General features: G+C 54.9%; 23 protein-coding genes and 1 tRNA gene. 17 read left to right on the forward strand and 7 right to left on the reverse strand.

The genetic code is table 11. The features are described from left to right. The first annotated feature begins 1 nt into the window (after window position 1). Together C7820_RS19870 and C7820_RS19875 are read left to right on the forward strand one after the other, a co-directional pair. Entirely contained in the window at window positions 2-1,081 is a 1,080-nt protein-coding gene (locus C7820_RS19870) for a DUF294 nucleotidyltransferase-like domain-containing protein (RefSeq protein ID WP_116232462.1), read from the forward strand. Continuing rightward, complete coding sequence (locus C7820_RS19875; protein WP_076170229.1) at window positions 1,078-1,818, forward strand: exonuclease domain-containing protein; 741 nt, start codon at window positions 1,078-1,080, stop codon at window positions 1,816-1,818. Before C7820_RS19870 ends, C7820_RS19875 begins: the two co-directional genes overlap by 4 nt. Here C7820_RS19875 and C7820_RS19880 read toward each other — a convergent pair. Further along, the gene (locus C7820_RS19880) at window positions 1,804-2,259 is read right to left on the reverse strand and encodes a Mov34/MPN/PAD-1 family protein (RefSeq protein WP_181909122.1); all 456 of its coding nucleotides are present in this window, start codon (window positions 2,257-2,259) and stop codon (window positions 1,804-1,806) included. The genes C7820_RS19875 and C7820_RS19880 overlap by 15 nt on opposite strands. A gap of 239 nt (window positions 2,260-2,498) precedes the next feature. Between C7820_RS19880 and C7820_RS19885 the strand changes: the two genes are divergently transcribed. Next, entirely contained in the window at window positions 2,499-3,050 is a 552-nt protein-coding gene (locus tag C7820_RS19885) for a TlpA family protein disulfide reductase (RefSeq protein WP_076170227.1), read from the forward strand. Window positions 3,051-3,176: 126 nt separating this feature from the next. Here the strand turns inward: C7820_RS19885 and cimA are convergent, their stop codons facing one another. After that, complete coding sequence (cimA, locus tag C7820_RS19890; protein ID WP_076170226.1) at window positions 3,177-4,796, reverse strand: citramalate synthase; 1,620 nt, start codon at window positions 4,794-4,796, stop codon at window positions 3,177-3,179. A gap of 155 nt (window positions 4,797-4,951) precedes the next feature. Here cimA and C7820_RS19895 point away from each other — a divergent pair, with 155 nt between their 5' ends. From C7820_RS19895 to C7820_RS19905, 3 genes are all read left to right on the forward strand, one after another. Further along, complete coding sequence (locus C7820_RS19895; protein WP_258875305.1) at window positions 4,952-6,274, forward strand: DNA polymerase IV; 1,323 nt, start codon at window positions 4,952-4,954, stop codon at window positions 6,272-6,274. Between the two features lie 165 nt (window positions 6,275-6,439). Next, the gene (locus C7820_RS19900) at window positions 6,440-6,682 is read left to right on the forward strand and encodes a ferredoxin (RefSeq protein WP_116232465.1); all 243 of its coding nucleotides are present in this window, start codon (window positions 6,440-6,442) and stop codon (window positions 6,680-6,682) included. 127 nt (window positions 6,683-6,809) lie between these two features. Further along, window positions 6,810-8,261, forward strand: a complete 1,452-nt coding sequence (locus tag C7820_RS19905) for a L,D-transpeptidase (protein WP_181909123.1) — start codon at window positions 6,810-6,812, stop codon at window positions 8,259-8,261. A 61-nt stretch (window positions 8,262-8,322) separates the two neighbouring features. Here the strand turns inward: C7820_RS19905 and C7820_RS33895 are convergent, their stop codons facing one another. Further along, complete coding sequence (locus C7820_RS33895) at window positions 8,323-8,457, reverse strand: hypothetical protein (protein ID WP_258167940.1); 135 nt, start codon at window positions 8,455-8,457, stop codon at window positions 8,323-8,325. 188 nt (window positions 8,458-8,645) lie between these two features. Between C7820_RS33895 and C7820_RS19910 the strand changes: the two genes are divergently transcribed. From C7820_RS19910 to C7820_RS19930, 5 genes are all read left to right on the forward strand, one after another. Beyond that, window positions 8,646-9,740: a quinone-dependent dihydroorotate dehydrogenase gene (locus C7820_RS19910; RefSeq protein WP_116232689.1), complete on the forward strand. Its 1,095-nt coding sequence runs from the start codon at window positions 8,646-8,648 to the stop codon at window positions 9,738-9,740. 24 nt (window positions 9,741-9,764) lie between these two features. Further along, window positions 9,765-10,613 carry a GTP diphosphokinase gene (yjbM, locus tag C7820_RS19915; protein ID WP_116232467.1) on the forward strand — a complete coding sequence of 283 codons (849 nt, stop codon included), beginning with the start codon at window positions 9,765-9,767 and terminating at the stop codon, window positions 10,611-10,613. 205 nt (window positions 10,614-10,818) lie between these two features. Continuing rightward, complete coding sequence (locus tag C7820_RS19920; protein WP_116232468.1) at window positions 10,819-12,381, forward strand: RsmB/NOP family class I SAM-dependent RNA methyltransferase; 1,563 nt, start codon at window positions 10,819-10,821, stop codon at window positions 12,379-12,381. Continuing rightward, window positions 12,378-13,139 carry a pseudouridine synthase gene (locus tag C7820_RS19925; protein ID WP_116232469.1) on the forward strand — a complete coding sequence of 254 codons (762 nt, stop codon included), beginning with the start codon at window positions 12,378-12,380 and terminating at the stop codon, window positions 13,137-13,139. Before C7820_RS19920 ends, C7820_RS19925 begins: the two co-directional genes overlap by 4 nt. Before the next feature lie 84 nt (window positions 13,140-13,223). Next, window positions 13,224-14,024 (forward strand): Cof-type HAD-IIB family hydrolase, encoded by an 801-nt coding sequence (locus C7820_RS19930; RefSeq protein WP_105441560.1) that lies wholly within the window; start codon window positions 13,224-13,226, stop codon window positions 14,022-14,024. Window positions 14,025-14,110: 86 nt separating this feature from the next. On the opposite strand, the gene C7820_RS19935 is transcribed toward C7820_RS19930, so the two are convergent. Together C7820_RS19935 and C7820_RS19940 are read right to left on the reverse strand one after the other, a co-directional pair. Then, window positions 14,111-15,508: an RsmB/NOP family class I SAM-dependent RNA methyltransferase gene (locus C7820_RS19935; RefSeq protein ID WP_116232470.1), complete on the reverse strand. Its 1,398-nt coding sequence runs from the start codon at window positions 15,506-15,508 to the stop codon at window positions 14,111-14,113. Between the two features lie 43 nt (window positions 15,509-15,551). Then, window positions 15,552-16,718, reverse strand: coding sequence for a GGDEF domain-containing protein (locus C7820_RS19940; RefSeq protein ID WP_116232471.1), 1,167 nt, complete (start codon window positions 16,716-16,718; stop codon window positions 15,552-15,554). 134 nt (window positions 16,719-16,852) lie between these two features. Between C7820_RS19940 and C7820_RS19945 the strand changes: the two genes are divergently transcribed. Continuing rightward, window positions 16,853-17,980, forward strand: a complete 1,128-nt coding sequence (locus C7820_RS19945; protein WP_116232472.1) for a glycosyltransferase family 4 protein — start codon at window positions 16,853-16,855, stop codon at window positions 17,978-17,980. Window positions 17,981-18,055: 75 nt separating this feature from the next. On the opposite strand, the gene C7820_RS19950 is transcribed toward C7820_RS19945, so the two are convergent. Beyond that, a complete protein-coding gene (locus C7820_RS19950) occupies window positions 18,056-19,084 on the reverse strand; it encodes a YkvI family membrane protein (RefSeq protein ID WP_116232473.1) in 1,029 nt (342 codons plus the stop codon). 185 nt (window positions 19,085-19,269) lie between these two features. Between C7820_RS19950 and C7820_RS19955 the strand changes: the two genes are divergently transcribed. From C7820_RS19955 to C7820_RS19970, 4 genes are all read left to right on the forward strand, one after another. Beyond that, entirely contained in the window at window positions 19,270-19,860 is a 591-nt protein-coding gene (locus C7820_RS19955) for a DedA family protein (RefSeq protein ID WP_116232474.1), read from the forward strand. 91 nt (window positions 19,861-19,951) lie between these two features. After that, window positions 19,952-20,524 (forward strand): xanthine phosphoribosyltransferase, encoded by a 573-nt coding sequence (locus C7820_RS19960; RefSeq protein WP_076170214.1) that lies wholly within the window; start codon window positions 19,952-19,954, stop codon window positions 20,522-20,524. 118 nt (window positions 20,525-20,642) lie between these two features. Next, window positions 20,643-20,972, forward strand: coding sequence for a hypothetical protein (locus C7820_RS19965; protein WP_076170213.1), 330 nt, complete (start codon window positions 20,643-20,645; stop codon window positions 20,970-20,972). 372 nt (window positions 20,973-21,344) lie between these two features. Continuing rightward, a complete protein-coding gene (locus C7820_RS19970; protein ID WP_116232475.1) occupies window positions 21,345-21,560 on the forward strand; it encodes a hypothetical protein in 216 nt (71 codons plus the stop codon). Between the two features lie 58 nt (window positions 21,561-21,618). On the opposite strand, the gene C7820_RS19975 is transcribed toward C7820_RS19970, so the two are convergent. Then, window positions 21,619-22,080 (reverse strand): YhjD family protein, encoded by a 462-nt coding sequence (locus C7820_RS19975; RefSeq protein WP_076170211.1) that lies wholly within the window; start codon window positions 22,078-22,080, stop codon window positions 21,619-21,621. Window positions 22,081-22,283: 203 nt separating this feature from the next. On the opposite strand from C7820_RS19975, the gene C7820_RS19980 reads away from it, so the two are divergent. Further along, window positions 22,284-22,368, forward strand: a tRNA-Leu gene (locus C7820_RS19980). The last annotated feature ends 125 nt before the right edge of the window (window positions 22,369-22,493 follow it).

The following is a 22,493-nucleotide window of genomic DNA, read 5'->3' on the forward strand; positions in this document are numbered from 1 at the left end:
TATGGAACCGCTGAAGTCGGAATCATGTGATCTGGACCTCGGTACGATCGCTTATGCGAACTCGCGTGAAGAGCTTCGGAGCCGGCGGTTGGACTGCCAGGAACAGCTTCAGGAAATGTTCGCTGACATGCCGATCGGGGCCTGGTCTGCACTCGTCAATGAAATGCATGATTTGATCGCGGCCAGAGCCGTCGATATCTGCGAGCGGGAACTGGAGGAGGCCGGTTACGGCCAGCCTCCCGTCTCCTACGCCTTCGTCGTATTCGGCAGTGCAGGCCGTAGGGAGTCGACGCTGTGGAGCGATCAGGATAACGGCCTTATTATCAGCGACGAGCCGGACGCATATAAGGAAGCTTACTTTCAAATCTTCGGCCAACGGCTGTCGGACCTGTTTGAATATTTGGGCTATGAAAAATGCAAGGGGAAAGTCATGTGCTCCGAGCCGTTGTGGCGCAAAACGCTGGAGGGATGGAAAACGCAGCTCTCCCGCTGGCGCAATGACTTCAGCTGGGAACCGGTTCGCTACCTGATTATCGCTACAGATATGCGCTATATTTCTGGTGATCGCACACTTTCTGAGTCGTGGAAGGCTTTTTTCGGAAAATGTCTCGATGAAACGCCGGAGCTGGCGATCGCGATTCTGCGGAATACGGTCAGACATAAAGCAACGTTAAATCTGCTCGGCCAGGTCGTTACCGAACGGTTTGGAGAACATGCCGGAGATTTTGACGTGAAATACGGGGTGTACATCCCGATCGTTAACAGCGTCCGATATATGGCGCTCCAGCAGGGAGTCAAGGAATCATCCACGCTGAAGCGGCTGGAGAGGCTGATGGTGCTGGACGGGGGCAACATGCTGCTGGAGAATGTGCAGCGCGCCTTTCTGACCGCCTTGATGCTGAGGTCGACCGCCCCCCACCGCGAAGAAAGGGGCATCTTCATGAGCAGCGGCTACATTCCGCAGAAGGAGCTCAAGAAAAGGCCGCTGATGTATGAGCTTCGCGAAAGCCTGACCGTCGTCAGACGGACTCACCGGGCGCTGCAGCGTCAGCTTCGTTTCGCGGAGAGGAGAAGACCATGAAGACGCCGGAGCGGGGGAACAGCGGGTTCTGGAGCCTGCTTCGGCAGGGGGGCATGCCCTCGGCGATTGCTTCAGTGATGGGAGGATCCTCCGCACAGCAGATGGCGTTTATCCGCTCGCTGATGAGAGAACAACGGCGGCCGGAGGTTCTGCATACTCCGCTCAGCGAGCTGGAAACCGTCGTGTTTGATCTGGAGACGACGGGATTTAACGTTCAGCAGGGCGATGAAATTTTGTCGATCGGGGCGCTTCGCGTCAAAGGCGGCGAAATCAAAGAGGATGAGTCGTTCTACAGCCTCGTTCAATGCAAACGCCCGGTGCCGTCCCACATTACCGGATTGACGGGGATTACGCAGGCGATGATCAACGAAGCGCCGCCGCTGATGGACGGTCTGCACGGTTTTATGAATTTTGTTGGGGGAAGGGTGCTGGTCGCCCATGCGAGCGCCCATGACAAATCCTTTTTGAATGCGGCACTGTGGAAAACTTCGAAGGTGAACCTCAGCCACCGGGTGATCGATACGATGATGATTGCCCGCTGGCTGGAGCCGCAGCGCGCGAGCTTTGCGCTGGACGACCTGCTGATGGCGAAAAATATTCCGATCGAGGGTAGGCATCACGCTTTGGAGGATGCCAAGATGACCGCAAAGCTGTGGGTTATGTATCTGCGGGACATTTCGCGCAGGAGACAGGTAGAGACGCTGGGCGACCTGTACGCCTATTTAAGCCATGCGTAACCGGGCCGGGCGGAGATGAAAATCGCCTGCCGTTGATCGTTCAATGAAGTAAGCCTTGGTCAGGATGGAAGATCCCGATTGGTCGGGGGAGCTGATCAAGTAGATACGGAGCATATCTCCGAAAAGCGGGAGCTGACGCAAATCCTCCTCGGACGGAGCGGGAACGGTGTGTGGATGCGTGTGAAAGATTCCGAGCAGTCCTGAAGGGTTCAGACACTGCTGGACCCACGCCTGGGGATCCAGAGCGAAGCGGTGCAGCGGGTCAGGCGCTACGTTGCGGATCGGGATCAACGTCTCGATTCGCATGCCGCCCGCTGCAGCATTACCCCGCAGTACACCGCAGGCTTCATAAGGCCGATGAAGAAATAGCTGCTCCGCCAATCCGTGGGCGCAAGCAGCATCCAGCCATATTTCTTCGTCGTGTATTTGAAGCTCTGTCAACCGTATTCTCCCCTCTCACTTTGGCCTCTGCATTTGGCAGGGGCTCTTTTTTTGTGCATTCATATCATGTCAAGTGTAGCGGGATGCCTGTACAATCGCAAGGGACGTGTTCATCAGATCGCACTGTGGGACAAGCCAAATAGGGCGGTGGGAAAAATTTTGCAGTTCATTTGTAAGTTCCCGTGAAAAGAGGGTAAAATATAAGGGATACCACTTTATAAAAAAAAGGGACGACATCAATGAAACGTAATTTGTACATTCTGCTCGCCTTTTTGGTGCTGGCGGGTGTTGTAGTTTACCAAAGTGCAGGCGACAAAATCCAGGCTGCCTTTCAGCAGGAGAAGCCGATGCCGACCGAAACGAAGCCGCAAGCGGGATATCTGGCACCGGCTTTCACGGCCACGGGGCTCGACGGAAAAGAATACCGTGTCGGCGGGGCGCAGGACAAGGCGATTCTGGTGAATTTCTGGGCTTCCTGGTGCGACCCGTGCCAGCAGGAAGCGCCCGAGCTGCATGCCTTGGCGGAAAAATACAAGGATGACCTGAATATTTACGGCATCAATGTCACCAAATACGACAACAAGAAAAACGCAAAAAGCTTCGTCGAGAAATACGACGTAAACTTTCCGGTCATGCTGGACCTGAAAGGAACGATCTACGACCAGTACAAAGGAGCCGTGTTCCCGACAAACGTGCTGATCGACAAAAACGGCGTCGTGCAGGATGTGATCTTGGGCATTCTGCCGTCCAAGGATCTGGAGAAGAAGATCAAGCATCTGATCGAGTCCTAGTTTAGGGTGAATGGAAGACCCTCCGCGTAGAACGGGGGTCTTCTTTTTTTGTGTTGATTTAGAACATAAAAGACCGACCAGGATAGCTCCCGGACGGTCTGCTTCAGTTAAGCTGATATGAATGATTTAGTGATTGACCAGTCCTTGCGAAGGTGAAGCCGCTTCAGGTTCCGATGTCTGAAGGATCTGTCCCAGCAGGGCGTAGCGCATACTGTCGACCAGCGCCTCCCAGCTCGCCTCGATGACGTTCTCGGACACACCGACGGTGTTCCAGGACTGGTTGATGTTGCGGGATTCGATCAGGACGCGAACCTTGGCCGCGGTCGCATCCTTCTCATCGAGCACGCGGACCTTATAGTCGGACAGGTGCATTTCCTTGATTGCCGGGAAGTACTGCACAAGCGCCTTCCGCAGCGCATTGTCAAGCGCATTGACCGGACCGTTGCCCTCGGCCGCAGTATAGACGTTATTGCCGGCGACGTTCAGCTTGACGAACGCCTCGGAAACGACGGCTCTGCCGGCGGTTTTCTCTACCAGCATTTTGAAGGATTCAAAGGTGAACAGCTCCTTCATTTCGCCGCCGGCTTCGCGCAGGAGCAGCTCCAGGGAAGCGTCGGCCGCTTCGAACTGATAGCCCTGGTGCTCGAGATCCTTGATCTTCTCGATCACTTTGCGCGAATGCTCGCTCGTGGAGTCGAAGTCCAGGCCCATATCCTGCGCCTTGGACACGATATTGCTCTGGCCGGCCAGCTCTGACACCAGCACGCGCTGCTTGTTGCCGACGAGCTCCGGCACGATATGCTCGTACGTGCGGGAATCGCGAAGGATGGCGGAGACGTGGATTCCGCCTTTGTGGGCGAATGCCGCGTTGCCGACATACGGCTGGTTCACCGGCATGTTGACGTTGGCGATTTCGCTGACGAAGCGGGCGGTGTTGGTCAGCTGCTTCAGGCGATCTTCGCCGATGCACTCGTAACCGAGCTTGAGCTCCAGGTTTGGAATGATGGAGCAGAGATTCGCGTTGCCGCAGCGTTCGCCGTAGCCGTTGATCGTTCCCTGAACCTGGCGGGCGCCGGCTTCCACCGCGCTGAGCGTGTTGGCCACGGCGAGCTCGCAGTCATTATGCGTATGGATGCCGAACTGGGCCTGAGGGATAAGCGATGTCAGGCTGGTGACGATCCCGTGAATTTCATGCGGGAGGGTTCCACCGTTCGTATCGCACATCACCAGCCAATCGGCACCGGCTTCCTTGGCTTTCTTCAGCACGGAAACGGCATAGTCTGCATTGTTCTTATAGCCGTCGAAGAAGTGCTCGGCGTCAAAAATGACTTCAAGCCCCTGCTGTTTCAAGAAGGCGATCGAGTCGTAAATCATGGCCAGGTTCTCATCCAGCGTGGTTTGCAGCGCTGTATGGACATGGAAGTCCCAGGATTTGCCGACGAGCGTGGCGGCCTGTACACCGGATTCCAGAATGCGCTTTAAGTTTCCGTCCTGCTCAGCTTTGCTGTCTTTACGGCGCGTGCTGCCGAAAGCGGTAATTTTGGCGCTCAGGCCCAGCTGCTGAACCCTTTTAAAAAACTCGATGTCCTTGCTGTTGCTTCCCGGAATGCCACCTTCAATATATTGTACGCCAAGCTCATCGAGCTTCTTGGCAATCTTCAGTTTATCGTCGGCGGACAAGCTGACACCTTCGCCTTGGGTGCCGTCCCGCAGGGTCGTATCGAAGATGGAAATGGACTTAGACATGGGAGTCCTCCTTTGGAAGTCTTGGAATGATCACTACGTCATTTGTATAATTCATTATTATATCATTTTTACGCGGGAATGTAACAAAGAATTCCTCGTGCAAGTAGGTTCCCAGGGTTCTTGACCTCGTTTCTGGCGAGGGGTATGCTGGATTTATGAATTTGGTAAGGGTGAGAAAGATGGACAAGCCAAGCGTTGATGCCTATTACCCGCAGAATGGAAGGGTCATTCTGCATGTCGATATGAACGCGTTTTATTGCTCCGTCCATGAGGCGGAGGAGCCGGAGAAATACCGGGGCATGCCCACCGCGGTTGCAGGAAGCATGGAGCTGCGCAAGGGGATTATCGTCACCTGTTCCTATGCTGCGCGGAAACGGGGCATTTCGACAGGCATGCTGGTCACACGGGCGCTGAAGCTGTGCCCGGAGCTGATCGTCATCAAGCCTGATTTTGACTTATACCGCAAATACTCCAAGGCGTTTATGAAAATCGCCTATTCCTATACGCCGCTGATGCAGGCGACTTCGATTGACGAATGCTATCTCGATATTACCGGATCGAAGCAGTTCGGAACGCCCCAGCACATCGCCGAGGAAATCCAGCGGCGGATCTATGAGGAGCTCGGGCTGCCGTGCTCTATCGGGATCGCCCCGAACAAGCTGCTGGCCAAGATGGGCTCCGATATGAAAAAACCGAACGGTATCTCGGTTCTTCGCATCCGCGATGTGCCGAACGTGCTGTGGAACAAGCCCTGCGGAGAGCTGTTCGGAATCGGCGGCAAAACGGCGGAGAAGCTGCGCAAAATCGGCATCCATACGATCGGCCAGCTGGCGCGTACGGACGAAGAAGCGCTGATCCGCGTGTTCGGGGTCGTGGGAGCCTGGATGAAGCAGGCGGCGAACGGTATCGACCATTCTCCGGTGGTGGAGGATCGGGAGCAGAGCAAATCGGTCGGGCATACGACGACGCTGCCTCACGATATCAGCGCCAAGGAAGATGTCAACCGGGTGCTGCTCAATTTGAGCGATCAGGTGGCCCGGCGCTTAAGAAGGAAGGAACTGGTCGCAGGCGGGGTGCAGATCACGATCCGGACGCCGGACATGAAGACGATCACGCGTGCCCGCGTGCTGCCTGCCCCGACCGAAAATGCCGAGGACATCTACGAGGCGGCGCGCAAGCTGTATGCGGAGCATTGGAGCTGGGACAAGCCGGTCAGGCTGCTCGGGGTGACGCTGCAGCACTTGGTACCGAAGGAGGAGTCGGCGATCCAGCTCGATCTGTTCAGCTACGAGAAGCAGCCGAAAAAGGAGAACCTGACGAAGATCATGGACGAGCTGCGGAACAAGTTCGGGGAGAACGCCGTCGTTACCGCGGGGATGCTCGGCGACGATCCGTCGGCGCTGCTGCGCAACCACCGGGTGCGGGGAACGTCGCTGCAGATGGATTTTGCCGATAAGCGCGACGAGGATCTTCCGTAAGCGGTTAGGGCGAAAGTCACGAAACGAAACTATGTGATTTTTGTCATTGAAGAGACGGCGAAATTTGCGTTACCATATAAATATGGTTTTGCTGTTATGGTGGAGAACATTTCGTTTTTTTGGATAGATCATTTATATAGATAAATAGAAAGGTAGAGGAGAGCCATGGCCAAATATACTTGGGTTGAGAAAGATACCTGCATCGCGTGCGGCGCCTGCGGCGCAACCGCTCCGGATATTTACGATTATGACGACGAGGGGCTGGCCGGAGTCGTGTACGGCGGCGACAACAACACAGGCAACACCGAAATTCCTGAAGAGATGTACGATGACCTGCAGGATGCCGTTGACGGCTGTCCGACCGATTCCATCAAGATCGCGGACTGCCCTTTTCATAAAGAAGGTTGAAGCAACGCTTCATGCGTACGCCTTTGTCTGAAAGCATCCCCCGGCCGAATAGGCCTCGAGGGGGATGTTTTTTTGTTTTCCGCGTGCCGATATAAATAGAAAGAACATTTGCGCATGGAGGTTACCGTTGAAAAATTCGCTCTATCTCAAAAAATACGTTCAGATGCATCCGGACAATAAAATGGGATGGTATTTGCTGGGGAAGGAATATGAAAAAAGCGGGCAGCAGGGGAAAGCCAACTACTGCTTTAACCAGTCGGGCGGAATTTATGAAGCCTTTGAAACGAGCCGGGTGCCTTCGGATATTTGGTTGGAATACGAACAGAAGCTGCTGAAGCAGGCCGAGGATTCGGAGCGGAAGCGGCGGCGGATCCGCCGGGCGGCGGTTGCCTTGATGATTCTCATTCTGGTGCTGATTCCATCGGTGGAATCGCCGCAGCGGCAGAGCCTGGCAGAAGAATCTACGAACTCCGGGGAAGAAGTGCAGGCGGCTGCAGGAGCAGATGATATGCCGGAGAAAAAGGATACGGGTAAAGGCGAGGGGGCTGCGGCAGAAGACGGACAGCCTGCATCGGGCACGGTGTTTACCGCACTGGGCGAGGACGATGGGGACGGCAAGGCGCACCTGCTAGCGGCTGAAATGTCAAGCGCGCAGGAAACCAGGAACCGCTTGGCGGTCCTGACGATGAAACGGCAGGGAAAATGGCTGCTGTGGTCGCGCGATCTGCCAGTCTCTTATACAATGCTTTCCGGCGGGAAAGGAAAGATGACCTATCAGTCCTATAATGCCAAAGATTGCGCATGCAAACCGCAGGATCAGGAAGCATTGCAGTCTGCTGCCGCGAAATGGACCCTGGAGCAGGAAGAGCTGGCTTTGCTGTACAGCGCCATGGCTGCCTACCGGGAGAAGAACGGAGCCCTGCCGAAGTCCGTGAACGATCTGACGCGGCCGTTTCCGGAAAATTGGGTTTCGGGGCGGACGCCGCGCATGCAGGAGGCGTTTGCCCCGATGAACGAATGGATGCAATCCGGCGGAAGTTCCTCTAAGGGACAAGAAGGCGGGATCGGTGAAACGGTATCCGGCGCCAATCCGGCGTCGTCTCCGTTTGCTTCGACATGGGGGCAGAAGCCCTTTTTGCAGGAGCGGCTCGAAATCATCGTCGATAAAGCGGCGCACCGTTTGGCCGTAGTCAGCGGGGATAAGCTCATCCGCAGTTATAAGGTTGGGCTGGGGGGAGAGCGTACGCCGGAGGGAAAATACAAAATTTCGATCAAGGTGATGAATCCGAACGGCCGGGATGACGGCGAATTTGGAAGCCGGGGCATGCAGCTGTCGGATACCAATTACGCGATTCACGGCACGGACGAACCGGACAGCGTGGGCAAGGACGAATCCAAGGGCTGCATCCGCATGAGCAGGGCGGACATTGAGGAGCTTTTTGATCTCGTACCGTTAGGTACTCCTGTACTCATAAGCAAGGGGGTTCTGCCTGATCTGCCGCTCGTGCCGAAGGAAAGATTCCTTACGAAGCCGAAGCAGGATCAGACGAACCCCCATCAGACGTATCACTGGCTGTGAACCGCAGCCTTGGAGAAAGGCTTGTCCCAAACAAATGCGCTAGATTATAGAATTTAAAAATTTACACGTTGAAAATAATCAGAACCGAAATGAGCAGAATGAGCAAAAGCAGGCCGATCCCGACCCAAAGCAACGCCCTCCGGTTGACTTCGTCCTTCTTCTGCTGAAGCGTCGGCGGTTTGCGCTTGGTTGCCATGACGTTCTACCTTCTTTCCTAATCAGATTCAATCTTACCCTCATTGTAATGGCTTTCAATGTAAAATACCAGCAGGGGAAGGGCTTAGAGCCAGCCGGTTCGATCAGGCAAAAAACTTTATTTTTATACCGATTAAGGATAAACTGAAGGATAGAGACAACAATGTGCATGGAGAGGAAGATTGGCTGGTGCTATACCGAAATTTGGCAAAACCGATATTTTTCAAATTGGATCCGGAGAAAGCTCACCATTTGGTCATCGGCGGACTTCATTCCGCGGGCGCGTTTCCGGGAGGAACGGGCCTACTGCGAAGCATGTACGGTGTGAACGAGACGGCAGACCTCGCAGTGGATCTGTTCGGCATACATTTTCCGACACCGGTTGGACTTGCAGCAGGATTGGACAAGAATGCGGCAGCGGTCGACGGTTTTTCTTCCATCGGCTTTGGTTTTATGGAGGTTGGCACGGTGACGCCGAAGGGACAGCCGGGCAACGAGCAGCCCCGCCTGTTTCGCCTTCCGCCCGATGAGGCGCTTGTGAACCGGATGGGATTCAACAACGAGGGAGCGGAGGCCATGGCCAAGCGGCTGGCGGCCGTCAAGAACCGCCGGATCCCGGTCGCCGTGAACATCGGCAAAAATAAAGTAACTCCGAACGAGGAAGCCTATAAGGATTATCAGGAATGCCTGCGTACCCTGTATCCGTACGGGGATTTTTTTGTGGTTAACATCAGCTCGCCGAACACGCCGGATTTGCGCAATCTGCAGTACGGCAGCGAACTTTCGACATTGGTCCGGCATATTATGGAAGAGATGCGGGCACAAGCCGCCAAGCACGGGGAGTCCAAGCATATTCTGGTGAAAATTGCGCCTGATGTGAGCGACGGCGAACTGGAAGAAATGGTCGACGCGCTGGCTCCGAGCGGGATCTCCGGCATTATCGCCACGAACACCACGATCGGGCGGGAAGGGCTGAGCCATCCGAACGCCAGGGAAACCGGTGGACTTAGCGGCAAACCGCTGCGTATTCGTTCCACGGAGGTCGTATCCCGGGTATACCGCCAGACGGGCGGCAAGCTGCCGATCATCGGTTCCGGCGGCATTTTTACGGCTGAAGATGCTTATGAGAAGATCAGGGCGGGTGCAAGCCTGGTGGAAATTTATACTGCCCTTATATATGAAGGACCCGAAATCAACCGGAAAATCAACGCCGGGCTGAGAGAGCTTTTGCGTCGTGACGGCTTTGCCCATATCTCCGAGGCTGTGGGGGCAGACCATCACTGAGGGAGACAGACAGGAGGCATGTGAATGGACGGCAGAGATTGGGGATTGTTTCTACTACCGTATGAACAAACCGTTGAGGAACTGAAAGTCAAATTCAAGACGATGCGTGCGGAACTGAAGAAGAGAGAGGAATATGCCCCGATCGAGTTCGTGACCGGACGCGTCAAGAAAATATCGAGCATTCTGGACAAGGCGAAGCGGCTTAACGTTCCAATGGACCAATTGGAGCAAGGGATCGAGGATATCGCCGGCATCCGGATCATGTGCCAGTTCGTCGAGGATATCCGCCGCGTGGCCGAATATATCCGCAAGCGGAAGGATCTGACGGTGCTGTATGAAAAGGATTATATTACGAATTATAAAGAAAGCGGCTACCGCAGTTTTCATATGATCGTGGAGTACCCGGTTCAGACGGCGCTTGGTCAAAAACCGGTGCTGGCGGAGATCCAAATCCGCACGCTGGCGATGAATTTCTGGGCGACGATTGAGCATTCGCTCAGCTATAAGTACCGGGAGAGCCTTCCGGAGAACATCCGCAAGCGGCTGCAGACCGCGGCCGAAGCGGCATCCGTGCTGGATAATGAAATGTCGAGCATCCGTGAGGATATCCTTGAGGCGCAGAAGCAGTTTGAGGACGATTCCAACGTGACCTCTACGGTGCTGGCGATGATCCATCAGCTCTACTACTATCATTTGGTGAACGAGGCGATGGCGTTCCAGGAACGGTTCAATCAAATCTGGTCCCAGACCGAGCCAGGCAAGCCCCATGACATGGAGAGCATGAGACAGCTCCTTGACGAGGTACGGGAACTGATCGCGGCCTATAAGAAAAATTCTATCGACGTATTCTCACAGGAGACAGACCGAGATTAGCGGAAATTTTTCTTGCGATCATGGGATGTTTCAGTATCCCTGAAATCTTACAGCCATGATCTAAAGAAAACGATCCTTCCGATGAGGCATAACATTCGGATTCAGCCCGCTGCCGATCATGTGCAGCGGGTTGTTTGTATGGACGAGGGCTGATACAATGGGGTCCGGCCAACGATTTTACATTAAAGACAGGATGATGAAGCACATGGCACTTAAGCTGCCGGCTGCCTTTCAGGAACGGATGCGTTCCTTGCTGAAAGAGGAGTATACCGATTTTATGGATTCGTATGACCGTGTGCCGCGCAGCGGCATCCGGGTCAATACGCTGAAAATTTCCACAGAAGACCTGCTGTCCATCGCCCCGTGGGATTTGCGGCCGATCCCCTGGTGTGGGACAGGCTTCTATACCGAAGCGGGTGAACGGCCCGGCAGGCATCCGTATTACCATGCGGGCCTTTATTATATCCAGGAGCCAAGCGCAATGGCTCCGGTGGAGCTGCTGGACGTAACGCCGGGAGAGGCCGTACTGGACCTGTGCGCCGCCCCTGGAGGCAAATCGACGCAAATCGCGGCCAAGCTGCGGGGGACAGGCATGCTGGTCTCCAATGATTTGAATGCCGACCGAACCAAGGCGCTGGCCAAAAATATCGAGCTGTACGGCGTCCGCAACGCGGTCGTGCTGAATGAGCATCCCGACCGGATCGCGGAGAAGTTCCCGGCCTTTTTCGATAAAATTCTGATCGATGCCCCTTGCTCGGGCGAGGGGATGTTCCGCAAAGACGAAGCGATGATCAAGGAATGGGACGGGGATTCGCCGCTGAAGTATGCGGACATGCAGCGCGGCATTCTTAGGGCAGCCGCCACCATACTCAGACCCGGCGGACGGATCGTGTATTCCACCTGTACGTTTTCTCCGGAAGAAAACGAGGGGATGATAGCGGAATTCGTGGCAGGTCATCCTGAATTCCGCGTGCTTCCGGTCGGAGGGACCGGTTCTTTTGCCGCAGGGGAAACGGATTGGCTGAAGGAACAAGCCTCTGGATTCGGGCATATTCCGGATCGGGTTTGGGAGCAGGTTCGGGGAACGGCCCGGCTGTGGCCGCACCGGATTGAAGGCGAAGGGCATTTCCTGGCTGTCCTGCAGCATGAGGCGGACCCCGAGTCTGCCGCCGAAGCGGAACGGGCCAGAGGCGCGCTGCTGAGCAGGACGGCTCCGGCGGAGTCCGCTGACCGGCCTAAGGGCAAAGACCGGCCGACGCGAAACGCCAAGCCCATGAAAGGAAACCCGTCGAAAAAAGGTGCGGGGAACCAGGGCGAAGCCGCACCAACGGCCGCGTATGAAGCTTTCATCCGTGAGCATCTCCTTGGCTTCGTGCCGGGAGGCCATACGGTCGTCTACGGCTCCCATATCTATCAATCGCCGCTGCCGCCAAGCCTTCTCGACGGGCTGAAGGTCGTCCGCCCGGGCTGGTACATGGGCGATGCCAAGAACGGCCGCTTCGTTCCGGCCCATCCGCTGGCGACGGCGCTGCATCCCGGTGAGTTCATCCGGGTCATCCGGCTCGACTCCGGGAGCGGCGAAGCCGTGCGTTATTTGAAGGGCGAAACGCTGAGCATTCCCCAGGATCGCGTGGAATGCGGAGGCGAAGCTTCGCCCAAGGGCTACGCCCTGGTCTGCATCGACGGCTATTCAGCCGGATGGGGTAAGTGGCAGGAGGGCATGCTGAAGAACGAATATCCGGCAGGCTGGAGGTGGACATCCGGATGAGCAAGCAGGGCAGAACGACACTGCGGTTGGACAAGGTGTTAACGCATATGGGATATGGCTCCCGGAGCGATATCAAGAAGAAAATCAAACAGGCGGGGGTTACCGTCAACGGAGTCCGGGCCAAGGACAGTGGCATGCATGTCGATCCGTATAAGGATGACATCCGGATTGACGGGGAACAGGTGCAGTATAAGGAATTTATCTATCTCATGCTGCACAAGCCGCCGGGCGTCGTATCGGCGACCGAGGATACACGGGACCGGACCGTGCTGGATCTGTTGGAACCGGAGCATTTGGCATTCGAGCCGTTTCCGGTCGGGCGGCTGGATAAGGACACGGAAGGCCTGCTGCTGCTCACGAACGACGGCAAGCTGGCGCATGAGCTGCTGTCGCCCAAGCGGCATGTTCCCAAAACATACGAAGCCGTCGTATCCGGCGACGTGACCGAAGCTGATGTACAGCAGTTCGCCTCCGGGGTCACGCTGGACGACGGTTATGTTACGCTGCCCGGCGAGCTCACCATTTTGCGCAAAGAGCAGCAGGGGGACGAGGTCGTCTCCCATATCTCCCTTGTGATCCATGAAGGGAAATTTCACCAGGTGAAGCGGATGTTTCAAGCTGTCGGAAAAAAGGTTACCTACCTCAAGCGCGTACAGATGGGGGAACTGAAGCTGGACGAAGGCCTGCGCATCGGGACTTACCGTGAGCTGACGGAGGATGAGCTGCTGCAGCTCGGGAAGGATGAAACATCCCGATAACATAGGCATACTACAATAGATCAAAGACCGGCTCGCTTTAAAACAGATACAGATAGAGATATTACGGCAAAGGATGGATGGAGCATGAAATACAAACTGATTGCATTGGATGTCGACGGCACACTGCTTAATGATGAGCATGAAGTAACCGAACAGACGCAGAAGACGATTCAGGAGGCCGCGCGTCAAGGCGCTGAAATCGTGCTGTGCACCGGGAGAGGACCGCAAAATTCCATTCCGTTTATGGAACAGATGGGGCTCTCCGGCTACGTCATCAGCCATAACGGGGCAGCGACGGTGAAGGTGGATACCCGGGAAGTGGTTCACCAATACGCGATGGATGCCAAGGCGATCGTGCCTTACCTGGATTACTTCCGGAAGGAAGGCGTGCATTTTGACGTCAATACGGCGTTTCAGATGTTTGTCGACGACGTTGAGGGACTGGCTGTGGAAGTGCGCAGCATGTATGAAAACTATCTGATGCTGCCGTCGGTTCTGCCGCCGCTGCATGACCTGAGTGATCCGATCGTCAAGGTCACGGCGTTTGGGCAGCCGGACACGATGGACCGGGTCCATCAGGACATCGCGGCGTGGACACCGGAATTTAACATCCTGCGGAGCGGCGAATACTTCGTCGACCTGATGCATCCGGAAGCGTCCAAAGGGAACGCCCTCAAGCAGCTCGCCGAGCGGCGCGGTTACCGGCAGGAGGAGATTCTGGCGATCGGCAACTATTATAACGACATTACGATGCTCACCTACGCCGGCCTTGGCGTGGCGATGGACAACTCGCCGCTGGAAGTTAAGGCCGCAGCTAATGAGGTGACGGCTTCGAACAATGAGGACGGCGTGCACGCGGCGCTGCTGAAATACTGTTTGTCGTAATGAAAAAAAGAGCCTTCCTACGGCTTCAGCTTGGTACACGCTGGCGTAGGAAGGCTCTTTGCTGTTGAGGGCCGGTTGCGAGGCGGCTAGTGCTGCCGCAGGCCTTTGGGCAGGTGGTTCTTGAGCTGCCCGCCGCTGGCCTTGCCCCAGCCGAGCGGCAGGCCGTCCACGGCCGCGAGCACCCAGCCCTTCAGGGAGGCATCGACCTGAATGGTCTCGCCCCGCAGGTAGGCGGAGACCTGCGGGTCCTCCGCGGCCAGCGTGATGCGCTTGGCCGCCTGCTGCGGGGAGAGAGCTATGGCGAGCGCATGCGCCGGCTCGATCCGGTTTTTCTTGAGGTGGGCCAGATGGAGGCCCGCCCGCGGCACTTTCAGGCCCTGGAGCTGCTGTTCCTGCAGCAGCTCCCCGCCTGGAAGCAGGTACAGCGATTCGCCGAACAGAATCGGCGTACCCGCCGGCAGCGCGAAGTCCGGCAGCTCCTCATCCGCCCAGGCCTGGAACGCCTTCAGCGCAGACTGTGCGTCCTGGAGGCCGGTTCCCGGCTTGCCGTTACCGCTGCGGCCTTTTCTTCGCTGCCGCTGCCGCTCGCTTGGCGAGGCCTCCAGCGTGTGCCCGCCGCTGCTGGGTTCGCTCCGTTTCTGGAGGAGGGCGACAAAATGCCCTTCACCCGCCTCGCGATGAGGCCATAACCGCTTCATGGCGATAATTTCCATATCGGCATAATGAGCCGTAAAGCGCTCCATCATGTTTTCATTTTCGCTGCGGTTAAACGTGCAGGTTGAATAAGCCATACTACCGCCGGGTTTCAGCATGGCATATGCCTCCTGCAAAATATCCCATTGCCGGGCGGCGCAAAGCTCGACCAGCTGCGGCGTCCATTCCGCGATCGCCCCGGAGTCCTTGCGGAACATGCCTTCGCCAGAGCATGGGGCGTCCAGCATGATCCGGTCAAAAGCCTGCGGGAAACGGCGCGAGAGCTCGTTCGGCGCCGCGCTTGTAACCACAGCGTTAGTAACGCCCATACGCTCGATGTTCTCGGCCAAAATTTTCGCCCGTTCCGGGTGGATTTCGTTCGAGACGAGCAGCCCTTCGCCCTTCATTTTCGAGGCGATATGGGTGCTCTTGCCGCCCGGCGCCGCGGCCAGGTCCAGGATCGTCTCGCCGGGCTGCGGATCGAGCAGCTCCACAGCCGACATGGCCGACGGTTCCTGGATGTAATATAAACCGGCCGTGTGGTACGGATGCTTGCCGGGCCGGACGTTCTCCCCGTAATAATAGCCGGTGCTGCACCAAGGAACCGGGGTCAAGCCAAACTCCCGGATGGCGGCCTCCTTCAGCTGCGGCACGCCCGCAAGCTTTAAGCCGTTGAACCTGAGCCCATGCGTTCTCGGCCGCTCGTAGCTGTCAAGAAATGCTTCGGTATCGCTTCCCAGCAGGGGTTCCATCTGTCTGACAAAAGCTGCGGGGAGTTCCTGTTTACCCATTCGTTACATACTCCTTTATTCAACATCATCATGGATGCGGTTTCTATGTATTCGTGCTTTCCGCCGAAGGGGAGGTCCCGACGGCTGCCGGCGGATTTGAAGACCGGTATGCGGTCACTTTATTTTTGCCTGTCGTCTTCGAGCGGTACATGGCCTGATCCGCTTGCGAAATGAGCGTACCGGCGTTCGTGCCTGCACGAAGGACGCTGTATCCGACGCTTAGGGTCACGATCGTTTCGGCTTCGACCCGGGCTCGGATTTGCTCGGCGATCCGGCTGACTTTGGCCCTTTTATCGACGATGAGGGCAACCAGCTCTTCGCCCCCGTACCGCCCGGCAAGGCCCGCTTCGTCGACTTCCTCCTCGATAATGGCGGCCACCTGCTTCAGCACCTGATCCGCTCTGGCATGGCCTTCGGTATCGTTCAGCTTCTTGAAGTTGTCGATGTCGCAGAAAATCAGCGAGACCTTCAGCCCTTGATCCACGTAACGGTTCAGCTGCCTCGTAAAGAAGCGGCGGTTGTATAAATTGGTCAAGCCGTCGGTAATGGAGGAGCGGTAGATCGACTGCATTTGCTCCACGATTCGCGTAAACAAAATAAAAAAGAGGAGCGTGTAAAACAAGAGCGGCAGCCAGATCCAGATCGCCGGAATCCAGGTCTCTTCCAGGGGGATGAGGTTGTTCAGCAGATGGACCAAAATGTAGACGAAATAGACGGCCAAACCGGCGGTATATTTCTTGCGCTGGCCGACCCGCGGCGCCATGCCGAATAGCCCTATCATTACAGTGCCCAATTGGCACAGGTCTATATAACCCGCCTGCCAGCTTCCGGTCCCTTCCAGAAAACCGGGTGACAGGAGCGGAACGACATACAGAAGCGCCATGACGATCAGGAGCGCCCGCAGCCTTCGGTTCATCCGGTGGTACAGCTGGTACACGGCGAAGTTCAGGAGGAGGAAGGAGAAGGCCTGAAGCCAATCGGCTCCTTCCGGGTAACTCCCTTGCCTAGGCGATCCGGAGAAGGCGAAATGGATGTTCACCCCTTCGTATGCCATAATGAACAAAAAGGCGGCCACCATGTAGAGATAGGCTTTTTTGCGCTGCCTGCTGTACATCGTGAGACAAATCAGCAGCATGATGAGTATGATATATAAACCTGATGCGGCAGCAATCCCCGGTACAATGGGGGATAAGAATGAAGAGTAGGGCATGGATCGTTCTCCTGCTCTCTTGAATATTCTTTGGATCAGCGGTTTTACTTTACTGAAACATATGTTCTAATATATCATAATTTACAAGATGCCGAAAAGCTAAGAGACCTACAGAAAGGGGTGGTTTTCCCATTATGAGATTGTTACAGGCCCTCTTTTTCCCACCCGAGCAGCCGGGCGGAGTATCCTCCATGATTCCGTATATGCAGGAGCGATTCCAATCATCAAGATGGGATATGGAGCTGTTCTGGCTTCCTAAACGGATCCGCAACAAGGGGCATGAGGAGGTCGTGTTTGACACCTTCGATTGGACCGAGTTCAAGGACTCCCCTGTCGTTCAAAAATATATTCAGACGTACAAGGATTACTTGTGGTGGACGCGTCTGCGGATCCAGAAGCCGTATGACCTGATCCACGCGCACCATCCCATCGCCGGGCTGGCCGCCAAGCAGGTTTTTCCCGATACGCCGTTAATTCAGACCATTCACTCCAGTTATGAACGGGAATTAATATTGAACGGACGCATTAAGAGCGGGGGGCCGGAGCACCGTTTTCTCGTATCGCTGTACCGCGAGCTGGAGCAGAAGAGCCAGCGCATGCTGACGGTTTCCCGGTCGTTCGCCGGCTATTTATCGGACTATGTGGACTATCCGGATAAGATTGGGGTCATTCCGAACGGTTTTGACGAAAAGCGGTTCAAGCCGGTTCCCCATGAGAACGAGGTGCCGCAGCTGATTACGGTCTGCCGCCTGGTACCCGCCAAAGGGCTGGATATTTTGCTGAAGGCCTGCGCCGAGCTTAAGAAAAAGGGTCATGACTACGTGCTGCACATCATCGGAGACGGACCGTTCCGCACGGAGCTGGAGAGCCTTGCCAAAGAGCTTGGCATCTATAACGAAACCATTTTCTATGGATACACGCTGCATCCGGAAGAGTTTATGCCGTTTTTTGATATTTTCGTGCTCCCTTCCAGAGCGGAAGCCTTTGGTTCGGTCTTTGCAGAAGCGGCGCTCAGCTGCCTGGCCCTGGTAGGAACCGACGTGGGCGGAATACCGGAGCAGATCGAAGACGGAGTGAACGGCCTGCTCGTGCCGCCGGAGGACCCGATCGCGCTCTGCGAAGCGCTTGAGAAGGTCATCACCGACCCGATGTACCGCTACGATCTCGCCCGGACGGCCTGGGATAAGGCGAAGAGCCAATATTCCCTGACGCATGCGGTGAATGAACTGAAGAAAATTTATTTATCTTATCAAAAAGTGTAGCGTGCTGGCCGTTCAACTCAAAGAGGCAGGTGCTGAGAAATTCAGCTCCCGCCTTTTTTCTATGTCATGGCTCTGTCATTTGGATATGAACATCAGCTTCAGCACCAATATTAGGCACAGCGCGCCGATAATCGGGTACAGCACAGACAGCAGGGAGCTGAATCCGATCTGGCTCAGCAGAAAGCAGATGAACATGACGCAGACGATCAGAAGCTTTGGCGGCAGAGGAATATGCTGCTGCAGCTGAAGGGTGACCCCGTAAATATCGGCGACGAAGGTGCTGAAAATCTCTAAAAAGATCAGCATCACATAAATCAGCTGGATCGCGGTGCCCAGGTTGCTGGCGATGCTGCCCATCGGGATTTCGTACTGCCGGATGCCCGGCATGTGGGCGGACATGGCAACATGCGCGGCCAGCAGCATGAACCCGACGCCGACGCCCCCCAGAATGCCTCCCCATTTAACTACCGTATGGCTGTCCGTCTTGCTTCCAAGGGGGACCAGCACCGCTTGGGCCATGACGAGATTGAAGGCTGTATACAGGAGCGGAGAGGTCCATACCGCCGTAAAATGATGGTCGGTCGTAATCCGCAGGAAGCTGTCTGCCCCCGGCATGCGGATCGTATTGAAAATAATGGCCAAAGACAACGTCAGCATCAAGGGGACGACAATGCTGTTCATCTGCACGATGGCGTTCATTCCCCGGGTGAGCAAGACATAGGATCCGACCAGAGTGATGATCAGGCCTGTCTGATAATGAAGGTTTAAATGCTCGACGAAAACGGAGCCGGCTCCCGCCAACATGACGCTGTTTACACAGACGAGCACGAACATCATCACGATGCTGATCACTCCCCCGGCCCGGTCCCCGAACAAATGCTTGTTGAAATCCTCATAGGATCTGGCCGATATCCGCCGTGAAATGATCATGATCTTGGTCCCAAGCCAAATAAACAGGGCGGTGGACAGCAGAATCGTCAGCGTCGCCCATTTGCCGTATTGGGTAAAAAACTGCAGGATCTCCTGTCCGGTCGCAAAGCCTGCACCCACAATGGTTCCGATATATGTAAAAGCAATTTGAAGCACCCTGATCCCGTTCTTCATCGTTCTCCTCCCTGCTCCAGGCAGTCCGGTTTGTGTCCTGCCTGTACTACAGGTTATGATGATTAGGGGTAGGACATGACTGGAACCTGTCCATGTCTCATGAAGGCAGTCCATCAGGCGTTTCCCGTGAGCGGCTGCGTTCGAATGGACGAATAGATACACCGATAGGAAAGAGAGGCTTTGGTATGGCAGGGATTACCTTTTACATTGCCCATTTCGGGTATGCCGCCATGTACTTTTTGCTGGCGCTGGGCATTCTGGGTATTCCGGTGCCTGACGAAACGCTGATTGTTGCTTTCGGGGGGATGGCCGCGAGGGGCGAGTTCAGCTTTGCCGGCGCGCTGGCCGTTACTTTTCTGGGAAGCATGACCGGGATGATGATCAGCTATTCTCTTGGACGCCTGATCGGGGAACCCCTGCTTCACCGGTATGGAAAATGGGTAAGAATGACTCCGGAGCGGCTGGCTGGGGCGGAGAAGTGGTTCAGGCGTTATGGATCGTTAAGTATTATCGTCGGCTACTTCGTGCCGGGACTCCGGCATTTATCTTCGTATATCGCGGGGACGACGAAACTTCCTGTCAGGGCTTATGTGGTGTATGCGGGAGCAGGTGCCGCCTTGTGGTGCACCACGTTTATGCTGATCGGACATGCCGTTGGATATCATTGGAACGAAATTGCCGGGAGGATGACGCACACCACGATCCGGATCGGGCTGCTTGCTGCCCTTCTTGCACTCGGAGCGGCCATTGGTTTGCTTAGGTGGAAGAAACGCTGACATTTGAAGTTATGTATGGAGTTTCCCCTTGAAGTGGGGGCCCAAGTTATGTTACTTTTACGTCAAAGGAACGGCGTAGGGGGCTATTGAAATGGATAAGTTAAAAGAACGAATTTTACAAGAAGGCGTCATCGTTTCGGATCAGGTGCTGAACTTGGACGGTCTGCTTAATCACCAGGTGGATCCGCAGTTGACGATGGAGATGGGAAAAGAGTTTGCATCCCGGTTTGCCGAAGCCGGTGTGACCCGGGTCGTTACCGTGGAATCGTCCGGGATTGCGGTGGCCTTTGCGACGGCTTACGAGCTTGGCGTACCGCTGGTGTTCGCCCGCCGCAAGAAGACGCTGCTGGCCGATCCGGACGCTCTTTGCGAACGGGTTCCTTCGTTTACCAAAGGGATCGTGACGGATATTATGCTGTCGCGTCATTATATCAGCGAACAGGATAAAGTGCTCTTTATCGATGACATCATCGCAAACGGAGATGCTGCGCGGGGGCTTATCAAAATTATCGAACGCTCCGGCGCGGAATTGGTCGGCCTTGGTGTCGTCATAGAGAAGTGCTTTCAGGCAGGGGCCCGGACCATCCGGGAGCAGGGCATAAGTATTGAACCGCTCGTCCGTATCCAGTCGCTCGAAGGCGGCGTCATCACTTTTGCCGATTAAGCCCGGGATGAAAGCCCGTTTCGCCGCATTTTCCGCGGATAAATCGAAACAATTTCTTTCAACCGGCCGTCTTTTGGCTTATAATATGTATTAGATGATCATGAGGGGAGGCAGCACAATGGGGAAAGAACCGGTAACCGAACAGTATTTCATTGATAAATTGGCCAAAGCAAAGGATCACTTTGAAAGAGCGCTTGATTGCAAGCATACCGAATTCGATGACCTCTATCCCTATATTATAGAGCATCCTCAGTTTTTTTGGTATAAACGTTACGTGGCCTGGTCAGAACTGCTGACCATCGTGGGCATGTGTGATGAGCTAGACTTCTCCTGGAAGGAATTGTTTACCCCTCATCAAGTTGAATATCTGGAAAAACGAGTGATGTCGTCGACGGTGCTCGATTATTGGTACGAGAAGAACGACAGTAAAGAACACGCACAACGTTAATTGCTGAGCGTCGCCTAGAGGTTCAGTTGATTAATATACACACCTTTATACCAACACATTCAGGATCAGCGGCCGATTGGCTGCTGGTCCTTTCTTATAATATCAGAAAAGTGTAAACGCCAGAGCATTGCTTCCTGATATTGCAAGAAAAATTACCTTTTAACGCGGTCTGTCTTCTTTGAAGATACTTCGATAGAGGTTTTCTTAATCATGGGGGATGACTTTAACGAAAAATGCCATTGAACCCGCTCAGTCTTGTGTATAATAAAGGTCGGTAAACACCGATTCCATTGTAAGATATGCGGGAAAAGCATATACTTATCCATGTTTATTACATGAAGAGATTGCTTCAGAAGCAAAGGAGGATTGGAGATGATCAGCGATGAGGAATTGGATGTGTACCGCCAATCCGGAGAGCAGGTCCGGGTGGTTCGCGACGGCATCGAAAGCAATGATGTGACCGGGATTGTTGTAGCTTGGGACGGCAGCCAGGTGCTGATCCGCCGCCGCAACCGCAAAGTGGTCAAGCTGGACCGGAACTACTTGTTCCAGCCTGCGAGCGCTCCGCGTCAAAGCCCTCTGGAATAATAGCAGAGCCGTCTGGTTCGGTTCCCATTGGTTCATATCGGGGGACTCCAGGCGGCTCTTATGGTTTGGAGCCCTCCTGAAAATAGGGAGCAGCGGGGTGGTCCATATGGTGAGTAAAAGAAGAGACGGGAAGGAGAGAACGGTCTTCGGGAGAGAAAGGATCCAGCCCGAGATAAACTCTCATCCGGACGAGCATCTCGTTACGAAAAGCCGGCCAGAGGATATTCATTTCGTCGGTGTAGCCTCTGCAGGAATATTCCGCCCTGACCCCGGTATCATCTTGTAAGATTCGAAGGATCCGGATCTTGCGTCTTCTCATTTCCCGCTTGACTTCAGCGAGCAGCGTGCCGGCCTGCCGGTCGCCGTTCACAATCAATTCCGAATACAACTGGGGCGTCTTGAATACGCCGCTCTCCTCCATAATCCGAATGTCCCGTTCGAAAACTTTATGAATAAAAATCAGGAGCAGATAACTCTTAATCAGCGATGCCTCTTCCGACGTCATGCCGGGTGCTGCCATACATATCACCACCTTTACGAACTTATGTTCTTATTTTACCCGCAAATGCTTGGATTATTCAATAGATAGGAACTGGAAATTGTTCAGAATGAAGAGGAGATTAAACTTTTTATGAAAAAGTGTTGACTATACCTGTCCAGCATGGTATGATCTATCTTGTCGCCGCGAAAGATTGAATCTTTCAAAGAGTGACCGACCGATTTGCGGTCGTGGCGGAATTGGCAGACGCGCACGGTTCAGGTCCGTGTGGGCTAACCCCCCGTGGAGGTTCGAGTCCTCTCGACCGCATACATACATAAGGCGTTCCCGTTTTGAACAGCGGGGACGCCTTTTTGTGTTTATTTGTTATTTCCCGTAACTTTCCTGAGAGGGGAGTAGCGGGGATTTTTGCTATACATAATTCCTCCAACTTC

It is taken from the genome of Paenibacillus sp. VMFN-D1, assembly GCF_003386155.1.
Classification (GTDB): Bacteria; Bacillota; Bacilli; order Paenibacillales; family Paenibacillaceae; genus Paenibacillus_AQ; species Paenibacillus_AQ favisporus.